The organism is Testudinibacter crocodili (genome assembly GCF_006228025.1).
Taxonomy (GTDB): domain Bacteria; phylum Pseudomonadota; class Gammaproteobacteria; order Enterobacterales; family Pasteurellaceae; genus Chelonobacter.
The window spans coordinates 1-12800 of the sequence record NZ_VDHF01000036.1; the positions used below are offsets into that span (position 1 = coordinate 1).

The 12800-nt window shown below is 46.1% G+C and carries 14 protein-coding genes; 10 read left to right on the top strand and 4 right to left on the bottom strand.

What is annotated here, in order from left to right; translation table 11 throughout:
* Positions 1-275: 275 nt before the first annotated feature.
* From hcr to FHQ23_RS04025, 3 genes are all read right to left on the bottom strand, one after another.
* Positions 276-1298: an NADH oxidoreductase gene (gene hcr / locus FHQ23_RS04015; RefSeq protein WP_139613158.1), complete on the bottom strand. Its 1023-nt coding sequence runs from the start codon at positions 1296-1298 to the stop codon at positions 276-278.
* A gap of 77 nt (positions 1299-1375) precedes the next feature.
* Complete coding sequence (hcp, locus tag FHQ23_RS04020; RefSeq protein ID WP_139613159.1) at positions 1376-3031, bottom strand: hydroxylamine reductase; 1656 nt, start codon at positions 3029-3031, stop codon at positions 1376-1378.
* A gap of 466 nt (positions 3032-3497) precedes the next feature.
* Positions 3498-4307: an outer membrane protein assembly factor BamD gene (locus FHQ23_RS04025; protein ID WP_139613160.1), complete on the bottom strand. Its 810-nt coding sequence runs from the start codon at positions 4305-4307 to the stop codon at positions 3498-3500.
* A 183-nt stretch (positions 4308-4490) separates the two neighbouring features.
* Here FHQ23_RS04025 and rluD point away from each other — a divergent pair, with 183 nt between their 5' ends.
* The 8 genes from rluD (at position 4491) to FHQ23_RS04065 (ending at position 11145) form a co-directional block, all read left to right on the top strand.
* On the top strand, positions 4491-5468 hold the full coding sequence (gene rluD / locus FHQ23_RS04030) for a 23S rRNA pseudouridine(1911/1915/1917) synthase RluD (protein WP_139613161.1): 978 nt from the start codon (positions 4491-4493) through the stop codon (positions 5466-5468).
* Positions 5468-6211, top strand: coding sequence for a peptidoglycan editing factor PgeF (gene pgeF, locus FHQ23_RS04035; protein WP_139613162.1), 744 nt, complete (start codon positions 5468-5470; stop codon positions 6209-6211). Before rluD ends, pgeF begins: the two co-directional genes overlap by 1 nt.
* A 99-nt stretch (positions 6212-6310) precedes the next feature.
* Positions 6311-6973, top strand: coding sequence for a Bax inhibitor-1 family protein (locus FHQ23_RS04040; RefSeq protein WP_132964336.1), 663 nt, complete (start codon positions 6311-6313; stop codon positions 6971-6973).
* A gap of 119 nt (positions 6974-7092) precedes the next feature.
* Complete coding sequence (locus FHQ23_RS04045; RefSeq protein ID WP_139613163.1) at positions 7093-7419, top strand: TusE/DsrC/DsvC family sulfur relay protein; 327 nt, start codon at positions 7093-7095, stop codon at positions 7417-7419.
* Between the two features lie 158 nt (positions 7420-7577).
* Positions 7578-8435, top strand: coding sequence for a metal ABC transporter substrate-binding protein (locus FHQ23_RS04050; protein WP_442805445.1), 858 nt, complete (start codon positions 7578-7580; stop codon positions 8433-8435).
* Positions 8436-9395, top strand: coding sequence for an ATP-binding cassette domain-containing protein (locus FHQ23_RS04055; protein ID WP_139613165.1), 960 nt, complete (start codon positions 8436-8438; stop codon positions 9393-9395).
* Between the two features lie 3 nt (positions 9396-9398).
* Positions 9399-10280, top strand: a complete 882-nt coding sequence (locus FHQ23_RS04060) for a metal ABC transporter permease (protein ID WP_139613166.1) — start codon at positions 9399-9401, stop codon at positions 10278-10280.
* Between the two features lie 4 nt (positions 10281-10284).
* Positions 10285-11145 (top strand): metal ABC transporter permease, encoded by an 861-nt coding sequence (locus FHQ23_RS04065; protein WP_326480818.1) that lies wholly within the window; start codon positions 10285-10287, stop codon positions 11143-11145.
* On the opposite strand, the gene FHQ23_RS04070 is transcribed toward FHQ23_RS04065, so the two are convergent.
* On the bottom strand, positions 11138-11407 hold the full coding sequence (locus tag FHQ23_RS04070; RefSeq protein WP_139613188.1) for an acylphosphatase: 270 nt from the start codon (positions 11405-11407) through the stop codon (positions 11138-11140). The two genes, FHQ23_RS04065 and FHQ23_RS04070, sit on opposite strands and share 8 nt — an antisense overlap.
* A gap of 152 nt (positions 11408-11559) precedes the next feature.
* Here FHQ23_RS04070 and FHQ23_RS04075 point away from each other — a divergent pair, with 152 nt between their 5' ends.
* Positions 11560-12216, top strand: coding sequence for a curli polymerization inhibitor CsgI-related protein (locus FHQ23_RS04075; protein ID WP_139613168.1), 657 nt, complete (start codon positions 11560-11562; stop codon positions 12214-12216).
* A 123-nt stretch (positions 12217-12339) separates the two neighbouring features.
* Positions 12340-12798: a methylglyoxal synthase gene (locus tag FHQ23_RS04080; RefSeq protein WP_139608162.1), complete on the top strand. Its 459-nt coding sequence runs from the start codon at positions 12340-12342 to the stop codon at positions 12796-12798.
* The last annotated feature ends 2 nt before the right edge of the window (positions 12799-12800 follow it).

The following is a 12800-nucleotide window of genomic DNA, read 5'->3' on the forward strand; positions in this document are numbered from 1 at the left end:
GGAACTATATAGGGATTTTGCATAAGAAGAACCGAGCGCCGACACAGATAGAGATAAGCAATGCGAAGGGGGAGAAGCTGGTGTTGAAGCGTCGCTAAGGACGGGGTAGAAGTACCGAGCAGAAACCGGAGAGGTGCAGAAAGTACGGTGAGCCATAGTGGGCATTGTAGCGTGATAAAGGCTGTTTTAGAGATAAAACAGCCTTTGTTTTTGGTCATTCGGATGTAGGGCCTAAGGTTGAGAAGGCTTATCGCACTTTGGTTGCTTGCAAAGGATTAAATCACCGGTTCAATCTGCATATTGCCTTTGATTTGGCAGCTGCATGCCAGCACATAGCCCTGTTCGATTTCTTGTGGCGTAAGCGGGCCGGTGGTGCTGGTTTCGTATTCGCCTTGCAGCACTTTGGTTTTGCACGAACCACAGATGCCGGTGCGGCAGGCGGCAATCACTGGGATGTTATTTTCTTCCAGTGCGCTCAGCAATGATATGCCGAACGGTACGGAAATGGTCTGTTCGCCAATAATGCCGTACACCGTCAAGCCGACTTGCTTACTGTTGTCGGTCATACACACTTCGGTCGAGGAATGGAATTGTTCAAGGAAAAACCGCTCTTTGGGCACGCCCAATTGCTCGGTGATGTCACGAATATGCTGCATATAGCTTTCCGGACCGCAGGTTAGCACGGTGCAGTCGGCAATATGCGGTACCAGTTCTTGCAGCATTTGTTGCGAAATCCGTCCGGCATAAAAGCCTTCGCTGGCGCCTTGTGACGAGTTCATATACAGCGTTAAGTGTGGATATTGCGCCTTCAGTTGTTGCCATTCGCGTTTGAAAATCACGTCTTTCGGCGAATGCACGCTGTAGAACACGGTTAAATTGGCTTGCGGACGATTGACGCATAACCAACGCACCATTGACATAATCGGCGTAATGCCGCAGCCACCGGCGACCAGTAGGTAATTGTCACTGACGATTTTGGAACAGGTGAAATCGCCCTTAGGATCAGACAGCCACAGCGTATCGCCGACCTTGACATCTCGGGTCAGCCAGGTTGAGCCAACTCCGTTTTCAATCCGGCGCACGGTTAAAGTGACATAACGGCTTAAACCGGGCGTAGAGGAGAGGGTGTAGGCTCTGGCAATATCTGGGGTATTTTTAATGCTGACCAGCGCATATTGCCCTGGTTCGTAGGGATAAAAATCTTGTGCGATCAGTTCGAGGGTGTAAACATCGTCGGTTTCTTGCACGATGTTGTTGACCATCATTTCATTGATACAGAAAGCATTTGGGTTTGACATAGTTGAAAATCCTAAACAAAACAAAGTGCGGTCACCAGATAAGAGCAGACCGCACTTGGTATGACATCATGCAATCATTAGCGTGCTAACGCTTGTTGCATATCTTGTTGTGGGGTGGTCAAGCCGCGCAGACCGAATTTTTCATTCAGAATCGCCAATAAATTGTCGTTCAAAAATGCCGGTGCAGTCGGACCGGTGTAAATATCTTTCACACCCAATGCCAACAAGGTTAGCAAAATCACAATCGCTTTTTGCTCGAACCAAGACAGGACTAAAGTCAGCGGCAGATCGTTCACGCCACAGCCCAGTTTTTCCGCCAAGTTCACTGCTAACATAATCGCCGAATAAGCATCGTTACATTGACCGACATCCAATAAACGTGGCAAACCGCCTTCCAATGTGCCGAATTCCAGTTTGTTGAAACGGTATTTGCCGCAGCCTAAGGTTAAGACCACACAATCGTCCGGCACATTGCGCGCAAATTCGGTGTAGTAGCTGCGTTCGCCCACGCTACCGTCGCAACCGCCGACCAAGAACACATGGCGTAATTTTTTCTCGGCGACCAAGTTAATTACCGCATCAGAGGCATCTAACAGGGTTTGGCGACCGAAACCGACGGTGATGTTGTGTTCGATTTCACTGTATGGGAAGCCCGCCATTTGTTGAGCCTGTTCGATCACTTGGCTGAAATCGCGATCATCTAGGTGTTTCACGCCCGGCCAGCCGACGATGCTGCGGGTGTAGATGCGATCGGCATAGTTGCCGACATTCGGATCGATAATACAGTTGGACGTCATAATCACCGGCCCCGGGAATTTGGCAAATTCCCGTTGTTGGTTTTGCCAGCCGCCGCCGTAGTTGCCGACTAAATGGCTGTATTTTTTCAGTTCCGGATAACCGTGCGCCGGCAGCATTTCGCCGTGGGTATACACGTTAATCCCTGTGCCTTCGGTTTGTTCCAATAAGGCTTTCAAGTCTTTCAAATCGTGACCAGAAATCAGGATGCATTTGCCGGCAATCGGTTTAACATTCACTGTTGAAGGGCTAGGATTACCAAATGCGGCGGTTTCGCCTTTATCCAATAAGCCCATCACGCCAAAATTCATCATGCCGATGCCGAGTGAATTTTTTAGTAACGTATCGATATCGGTTGGATTGGTGCCCAGCCAAGACATATATTGGTGGAATTCCAGATAAATTTGATTATCGAATTGTCCTAAAACATGGGCGTGTTCCATATACGCTGCCGCACCTTTTAAGCCGTATAAACACAGCATTCTCAAGCCGTGTACTTCCTCACTGATGTCGTGGATGTCTTTGTTTAAAGCAAAATCTTCTGCTTGTGCGGTCAGGGTGGCAATTTCACTGCCGTTCAATTTCAAATATGCCAACGGATGATCGCTGTCGGTGCTTGGATTGACCGCACGGCAGCGTTGGATCAGTTGATCGCGATAGGCTTGCGCTTGTTGGGCATATTCGACAATGCGTTTGGAGTCAAAATTGACGTTGGTTAAGGTAGAGAAAAATGCTTGTGCGGTGAACGCATCGATCTCATTGTCGATAATCGCCAATTCGCGCGCTTTAACCGCCCAAGTAGACAGGCTGTATAGCGCCGCTATTAATAAATCTTGCAAATCGGAGGTTTCAGCCGTTTTGCCACACATTCCTTGCGAGTAGCTACAGCCGTTACCGACAGGGGTTTTCATGGTTTGTTCGCATTGAATACAGTACATAATTCAAATTCCTTTTTATAGATTGTGTTGATCGTATCGAGTGAGTTGAGTAATAAGTAAAATAGCTGTTAATTCGTTTTAACAGTCGTATCATAAAAGGATCTTATTTATAAAAGAAGTATTTGTGATGCTTATTTAAGGTTTTCTTGATTTAGATCGTGTTTTACTTTTCACAACAAACACTCAAAATCGGTTTGAGATCAAAATGTGCATAAAAAAGTGCCAAAAGCTGCGTATATCAACAAAACATGCACAAGAAATCGCAAAAACGTATATACGTTATCAGAACGTGCACAAGAAACCGCGAAAACATGTGCACGTTCTGTTAGAATCACGATAAAGGAAATATTCATCGCAATACTGCACAGAAATATTTAAATGATTTGGTTGAACTTGATTTATTGCAATAACAAAAAACACCTTAACATCGAACAACGTTAAGGTGTTTTTTTATTAAATCGAGCGGTTACTGGGCGGTTGGCGACAGCACATTAGGGACGACTAAATCCACATCACCTTCAGGAACCGGGATTTCAGCGAAGGTTTTGTTTTCGCCTTGTTTAATTAATTCGGCGATTTTAGCAGCAGGTTCGTTGAGTTTCATCGCTTGGTAGGATTTTTCCAATAATGGCAACGCCTCATGGGTTGCTTGTGTATCAGGATAGGTATCCAACAAGCCTAGTACACGGTTTACCGTGGCAACATAAGCATGACGTTTGAAATAAAATTCGGCCACTTGTTGTTCGTGGCGAGCCAGTGCATTACGTAGATAGTTGGCGCGTACGGCGGCATCGGCAGCATATTGGCTGTTCGGGAAATGCTGTTGCAACGTTTCGAAATTGTGTAACGCATTAGTTAAAGTCAGCGGATCACGCGAGGCACGGTCGGTGCCGAATGCCTTTTGTAAGAAGTGATCGCCCAGCTCAGTATTGATCAATCCTGCCAGATACAACACGAAATCTAAATGTTGGCTGTTGCTGTGCAAGCGCAGAAAACGTTCGGCGTTTGCCAGTGCCAAAGTGTATTCAGAATCTTTATAGTTGGCGTAAATTAATCCCAATTGTGCTTGTTCGGCATAGGCACCAAACGGATAACGGCTGTCTACGGCATCCAGATAACGAATAGCTTCTGCATAGTTTTCATCTAAAAGATACGTATTGGCTTTGCTATAAAGTTCTTCCACCGACGCAGTTTCGACTTCTTTTTTGTCAGAGGAGCAGGCGGCAATGCTTAAGGCGGTTAGCAACAGTAAGGCAAGCGATTTTAATTTATACATAAATAACAATCCTAAAGAGGTTTTTGCAAAAAGTGCGGTCGGCTGGCAACACGCGTCAACGAATGTTTGGTTACTTCACGGTAAACTTCAGTTACAATGAGCGTTATTATCTTGTTACGCCTTGTATTTTAACCATCCTTGGCAAATAAGCAAACTAGAATTCAGTGGATTTTATTTTTATTTATGACGAAACAATTACAATTAACGGCACAAATTCAGTTACATCAACTCGGTCAGCGTTTGGATCAAGCCTTGGCGGAATGCTTTCCCGACTATTCTCGTTCACGGATTAAAACGTGGATTGAGCAGGATTTGGTGCAGGTTAACGGTGCGGTAGTGAACAAACCGCGTGAAAAAGTATATGGCGATGAAGTGATTTTGATTGAAGTGGAAATCGAAGAGGAAAACCGCTTTGTTGCCCAGCCGATCGCACTGAATATTGTGTATGAAGACGATGATATTTTGGTGATCAACAAGCCGAAAGATTTTGTGGTGCATCCAGGGGCTGGCAATCCGGATGGCACGGTGCTGAATGCGCTGTTGCATCATTATCCACAAATTGCCGAAGTGCCGCGCGCCGGCATTGTGCACCGATTGGACAAAGACACCACCGGCTTGATGGTGGTGGCGAAAACCATTCCGGCGCAAACCCGTTTGGTGTATGCGTTGCAAAAACGCCGGATTACCCGCGAATATGAGGCGGTGGCATACGGCATTATGACTAAAGGCGGTACGATTGATCAGCCGATGTCACGCCATCCGACCAAACGTACCCATATGGCGGTGCATCCGATGGGTAAACCGGCGGTGACCCATTATCGGATTATGGAGCGTTTCCGTAATTACACTCGTCTGCGGTTACGCTTGGAAACCGGACGCACCCATCAGATTCGGGTGCATATGGCGCATATTGCCCATCCGTTGTTGGGGGATCAGGTGTACGGTGGGCGACCGCGTCCGCCGAAAGGGGCAAGTGAGGAATTTTTAACGGTACTGCGCAATTTTCAACGTCAAGCCTTGCATGCGGTGATGTTGCGTTTGGAACACCCGATTAGCGGCGAAGTGATGGAGTGGCACGCCCCGTTACCGGACGATTTTGTGGAACTGCTGAATGCGCTGAAACAGGATTATGAGCTGCACAAAGACGAACTGGATTATTGATGGAATTTCTTAGACCAAACTGGAATTTAGCGAATAATATCCACGCACTCTCTACTTTGCGTGGCGGTGGCGTGAGTGTTGCGCCCTATGCCAGTTTTAATTTGGGCGCACACGTCGGTGATAGCCCAAGTGCGGTCGCGGCAAACCGTACTTTGCTGCTTGAAAAAGCACAACTGCCGCAAATGCCGCTATATTTAAATCAAACCCATAGCATCAACGTATTACGTTTACCGACCACGGAAACCGCACTTGAGGCTGATGCGGTGTATACCGATCAAGCGGGGCAAGTTTGTTTGGTGATGACAGCCGATTGTCTGCCGGTGCTGTTTGCGACAGAAGGTGGCAATGAAGTGGCGGCGGCACATGCCGGTTGGCGCGGCTTGTGTGATGGTATTTTAGAAAACACCGTGGCACAGTTTCATGCCAAACCGTCGCAAATCGTGGCGTGGCTGGCACCGGCGATCAGTCAATCGGCATTTCAAGTCGGTGCCGAAGTGCGGTCGGCGTTTATGCAGCACGATCCACAAGCGGCATTGGCATTCCAACCGGATTTGACGACACCTGAAAAATATTTAGCTGATCTGTATTTATTGGCACGTCAGCGCTTGAAAAAATGCGGAATTCACCTTATTTATGGTGGAGAATATTGTACATTCAGCCAAAAAGAGCGGTTTTTTTCCTATCGGCGCGACGGTGTGACCGGACGGATGGCGAGCTTGATTTGGTTTGAGGAAAACAACTGAATTTAGATTTGACTTTTTCTGTTATAGCCCTTATGGTTAGGGTGTTTTAACCATTTATTTACCACTATTTTTGCTCTGTATTCTTAAGGGAGAAACGCAATGCAACAACGTCTTGTGACCGATGTACGTCGTTCCGAACAATCGGTATTGGCAACCAACAAAGTGTTACGTAACACCTACTTTTTATTAGCGCTCACTGTCACTTTTTCTGCGGTGGTGGCTTATATTTCGATGGCAATGAACTTGCCGTATCCGGGGTTGATTGTGTTATTGGTCGGCTTTTACGGTTTGCTGTTTTTGACCCATAAATTGGCGGATAGCCCACTGGGTATTCTTTCTGCTTTCGCCTTCACGGGTTTTTTAGGTTATACCATCGGACCGATCCTAAATATGTATGTTGGTGCAGGGATGGGAGATGTGGTTGTGCTGGCATTAGGCGGCACGGCAGCGGTGTTCTTCGCCTGTTCGGCTTATGTGTTGACCACTAAAAAAGATATGTCGTTCCTGAGTGGCATGATGTTTGCGCTGTTTATCGTGCTGGTTGTCGGCGTTATCGCTAATATCTTCCTGCAAATTCCAGGATTGCATTTAGCCATCAGTGCCTTATTCGTGGTGTTTTCAACCGGAGCGATTTTGTATGAAACCAGCAATATTGTACACGGCGGTGAAACCAACTATATCCGCGCCACCATCGGCATTTATGTCTCGTTGTATAACTTGTTTATTAGCCTGCTGAGTTTGATTGGCGCTTCGCGTGATTAATCATTAATTTAAAAAATTAGGCGGATGAGATATCCGCCCGTTTTCAAAGATCTAGACAATTAGATTGATTTGTTTCTTATGCCCCTGAATAGGGGCATAATTGTATCCGGAGAAAATGAATGGATATTTATGACGAACAGATTAAACGGGATAAAGACGGCTATTTGCTTGACACTACGCAGTGGAGTCCTACGGTTGCGCAGTGGCTGGCGCAAAAAGAGCAAATCGAGCTGAGTGAGGCACACTGGGAAGTGATTCATTTTGTGCGCGCGTTTTACCAAGAGTATAAAACCTCGCCGGCGATCCGGATGTTGGTCAAGGCAATGGCAGCTAAACTGGGAACGGACAAAGGCAACAGTCGTTATTTGCAGCGTTTGTTTCCGGAAGGCCCAGCAAAACAAGCAACTAAGTTAGCAGGATTGCCGAAGCCGGCAAAATGTTTGTAAGCGTTATCTAACAAAATTGTGTAAATATTTTAAATACAAATGATTCTCAATAGTAAAGTTGATATAGTTTAGGCAGGCAAAATAGTTTGCCTAAAAATATTTATCAAACAAGGAGAAATAAAATGAAGATAGGACTAAAAAGTTTGGTTTCCGCATTGATGTTAGGCGGGATGATCAGCTTTTCCGTTGCGGCGGCTGAAAAACCGTTTAAAGTGCTAACCACCTTTACCGTGATTCAAGATATTGCACAAAATGTGGCAGGTGATGCAGCGATAGTAGAGTCAGTGACCAAACCCGGCGCCGAAATTCATGATTATCAAGTGACACCGAAAGATGTGATCAAGGCACAAGAGGCTGATTTACTGCTATGGAACGGCATGAATCTAGAGCGTTGGTTTGAGCGTTTTTTTGAAAATATGCAGGACAAACCAGCGGTATTGGTGACGGAAGGGATTGAGCCGATTGCGATCAGCGAAGGAGCTTATCAGGGCGCACCGAATCCGCACGCTTGGATGTCGCCGAGCAATGCGTTGCTGTATGTGGAAAATATCCGCAAAGCATTAGTAAAACATGATCCGAAAAACGCCGAGGTGTATAATCGAAATGCCGCCGCTTATGCTGAAAAAATTAAAGGGCTAGACGAGCCGCTGAGAGATAAAATCGCCCAAATTCCGGCAGAAAAGCGCTGGTTGGTCACCTCAGAAGGGGCGTTCAGCTATTTGGCAAAGGATTATGGTTTTAAAGAATTGTATCTATGGCCGATTAATGCTGAACAACAGGGGTCACCACAGCAAGTGAGAGCGGTGATTGATCAAGTGAGAGCCAATAAAATTCCGGTTGTTTTTAGCGAAAGTACGGTGTCTGATCGCCCAAGCAAACAGGTAGCGAAAGAAACCGGTGCAAAATACGGTGGCGTGTTGTATGTTGATTCGTTGTCACAAGCCGACGGCGCTGTGCCGACGTATTTGGATTTGTTGCAAGTCACTGTTTCCACTATTGTTAAAGGATTTGAATAAATGATAACCCCACAAAGCACAAACCATTCCGAACCGCCACCACTGCCGTTGTTAGAGGTGAAGGAGGTCGGAGTTCGTTATAATAACGGGCATACCGCACTTTATGATGTCTCTTTTGCGTTATATGGTGGTACGACTTGTGCTTTGGTTGGGGTGAACGGCAGCGGTAAATCAACTCTGTTTAAAAGTTTGATGGGATTGGTGAAACCGCTGCAAGGTACAATTATCCTTCATGGACTGCCGGTCAAGAAAGCCTTAAAGCAGAATCTGGTGGCTTATGTGCCTCAGGCGGAAGAGGTGGACTGGCAGTTTCCGATTTCGGTATATGATGTGGTGATGACTGGGCGTTATGGTTATATGAATTTTTTGCGGGTTGCGTCACCGCAAGACAAGCAAAAAGTGGAGCAGGCAATGGCGCGGGTGGATATCACCCACTTAAAAGATCGTCAAATCGGTGAGCTGTCCGGTGGGCAGAAAAAGCGGGTGTTTTTGGCACGAGCGTTGGCGCAAGAAAGCCGTATTATTTTACTCGACGAACCTTTTACCGGAGTGGACGTCAAAACCGAAAATGCGATTGTGGCATTATTGGGGCAACTGCGTAGTGAAGGGCATTTGATTTTAGTTTCGACCCACAATTTAGGTAGCGTACCGCACTTTTGCGATCAAGTGGTGATGATCAATCGTACTGTGATTGCCGCCGGTACGACTGAAACCACATTTACCCAAAAGAATCTGAAACTGGCATTCGGCGGTGTATTGCGCTATTTGACTTTAGACGGCGAAGAGCTGCATGATGACCAAGACAGCCGCACTTTAACAGTATTGACCGATGATGAACGCCCGGTAATTTTCTATGGCGAAAAAGGTTCGGAATTGCCGCCGACTGCACCGCAAGCGCAGCTACAAAAGCAAGTACAAACCCAAGATCAAACTCCAATTCAAAATAAAGCGGAATACTAAGCTATGTGGCAATTGTTACTCGAACCCTTTGCTTACGAATATATGACCAAAGCAATTGTGATCAGCGCCTTGGTTGGTGGGGTTTGTGCGTTTTTATCCGCATATTTAATGCTAAAAGGCTGGTCGCTGATCGGCGATGCCCTCTCGCATGCGGTCGTTCCCGGTGTGGCAATTGCCTATGCGTTGGCATTGCCATACGCCATTGGTGCATTTATTTCCGGATTGCTGGCGGCACTGGCAATTTTATGGGTTAAATCGATCACTAAACTACGTGAAGATGCGATCATCGGTTTTATTTTCACCACATTTTTTGCACTGGGGCTGTTTATTATTTCGCTGAATCCGACATCGGTGGATGTGCAATCGATTATTTTAGGCAATGTGCTGGGCATTGATGATGGCGATATGCTGCAAGTCGGGATTATTATTGCGGTTTGCGTGGTGTTTTTGCTGATTTTTTGGAAAGATCTGTTGTTGGTGTTTTTTGATGAAAGTCATGCGGTATCAGTTGGTATTTCGCCGATTCGTCTAAAAGTACTTTTTTTTACCTTGCTGAGTGCCTGTGTTGTCGCGGCGTTACAAACAGTGGGGGCGATTTTGGTGATTGCGATGGTGATTACCCCAGGTGCGACCGCCTATTTGCTCACAGATCGTTTCGGACGACTGGTGGTAATTGCTATCACCTTAGGTATTAGCACAAGTGCGGTCGGTGCATATTTAAGCTATTTTCTCGACGGTGCGACCGGCGGCGTGATTGTGTTTTTGCAAACGCTGCTGTTTTTAGCGGCATTCTTATTTTCACCAAAATATGGATTGCTGACGCAAAAATATCAGCAGCAAAAACAGCGTCGCCAAGAAATACCACAAGGAAAGCCACATGGTTGAAGCGATTTTTAACTGGTTTTATGAACCGTTTACGTTTGCTTTTATGCAGCAGGCGTTGTACACCGCACTTTTGGTGTCGATTGTTTGTGCTTTACTCTCCTGCTATTTGGTATTGAAAGGTTGGTCGCTGATGGGCGATGCTATTTCCCACGCGGTACTACCGGGGATTGTCTTGGCGTATATTTTAGGCTTGCCGTTGACGATCGGCGCATTTGTGGCGGGTATTTTCTGTGCCTTATCAACAGGGTATCTGAAAGAAAATAGTCGTTTAAAAGAAGATACAGTGATGGGGATCGTATTTTCCGGTATGTTTGCTTTCGGTCTGATCTTATTTGTGAAAGTAGAAACTGATCAACACTTGACCCATATTTTATTTGGTAATCTGTTGGGCGTGACGGCGCAGGAGTTTCGTACCACATTATGGATTTCGCTGATCAGCTTTTGTATCGTGTTTTTCAAGCGCAAAGATTTTTTGTTGTATTGTTTTGACCCAATACAGGCAAAAGTGGTGGGAATTTCAGTCAGAACCTTACATTATCTGCTACTGATTCTACTGGCACTGACTATCATCAGCGCAATGCAGGTGGTCGGAGTGATTTTGGTGGTGGCACTGTTGATTGCGCCAGGAATCACCGCATTTTGTTTGACCAAACGTTTTCAAACCATGCTGTGGATTGCGATCGGTGTGTCGATTTTTTCTACTTTGTTCGGGGTGATCCTCAGTTACCACTTAGATTCAGCCACCGGCCCGACCATTGTGCTAATGCAATCCGGCTGTTTTATTGCGGCACTGCTGCTCGGAGCGTGGCGCAATCGACGGCAGAAAATTGGTGCGGCAGCTGATCTTAAACAATCGATCAGCTGATGGCAAAGCTATCGAAGCATTTGTCGCCCAGGTATGCCTCGACCAACACTTTCTCAACCCGTGCTGAGCGTGGACCTTGTTGTAACCAATGATAAAGTGCGGTCACTTGGCTTTCATCGCCGCTCGCAATCACCAGAACACTGCCATCGGACAGATTGCGTACCGTGCCGTTTAAGCCCAATTCTGTGGCTTTGCGCCAAGTAAAATAACGAAAGCCGACCCCTTGTACAACGCCATAAACATTAAATTGTCGTTGAATAATCATACTTGCCTCTCGAATTTGGATAAAAATCGTAACTGACTATTTTATTTTATAATGTTTTCGCTTAGGATAGGCAAAACTATTTGGTTTTTGTGAGGCATCCGGCATTTGCTGCGATGTTGACTGATTTTTCTGATGATTGAGGAAGTAAAATGAAATTAACTCGTTTAGTGATTGGTGCGGCTGCGGTGTTGACCGGTTTAAGTGCGGTAGCGGCTGAAATTAGTACTTCGTCTAACCTGACACTGTTGGCGATTGACGGACAAAAAGCCAGTGGCGGTTTATTAAAACAAAATAAAAATGTCACAGTCTCCGATAATGAGGTTCACCAAGTGGTGGTGCAGGTCAGCGAAATCATCCGCTCCGGCTCTGACCGTCGTTTATTTGAATCTTCCCCGATTGTCGTTAAATTTAATGCCGGTAGCGGTAATATTATGATCAATGCAGACAGCATCGGCGATGAAAACGGAGCAGAGAAATTTGCTAAAAACCCGGTGATCAAAGTCAGCAGTAACGGACAGGCAATTGATAGCCAGCAAGAAGCCCTTGCTCAAGAAGGTTTCTTCCCGGGTAGAAATTTAGCCGATGATTTGTCTGCTTACAACAGCAGTGGTGCAAAAGCTGCCGTTGCCGGATTTGCTACCGCCAGCATGCCGGTCGCGATGGGCATGGCAAATGTGGGTAAAGCACAAAAAGGCAAAGTGACGGTACAAGGTGAAAATGTGGCGGAACAACAGTTGCAATACTGGTTCCAACAAGCGGACAAGGAAACACAACAACGCTTCTTGAATTGGGCAAAAAAACAGTAACCCGCTTAAATGAGAGATCAAAAAGTGAGCTTAGCTCGCTTTTTTACTTTCATGTTTTATTGTTAAAAGTAGCGACTCAAGTTTTTGCTAAAAGTTTCGTGTTGGAACTAGGGAGAAAAACCTATGCAAACTATTCCCCGCCATTTGCCACAAAACAAAAATGTTGCGTTGGTTGCGCATGACCACTGCAAACAAACGTTGGTTGAGTGGTGTATTAAAAACCGCACTTTGTTGGCACAACATAAATTGTACGGCACCGGCACCACTGGCAATTTAATCGAGCAAAAGAGCGGTTTGCAGGTCAACAGCTTGCTGAGTGGACCGATGGGCGGCGATCAACAGCTCGGTGCGATGATTGCCGAAGGGCGAATCGATCTGTTGATTTTCTTTTGGGATCCGATGAATGCCGTGCCACATGATCCGGACGTGAAAGCGTTGTTGCGTATTTCAACGGTGTGGAATATTCCCGTTGCGATGAATCCGGCAACCGCCGATTTTTTGATTAGCTCACCGCACTTTAATCAAGAGATAGCTATTGATATTCCAGACTATGCTGATTATTTAGCGCAGCGATTGAAATAGGC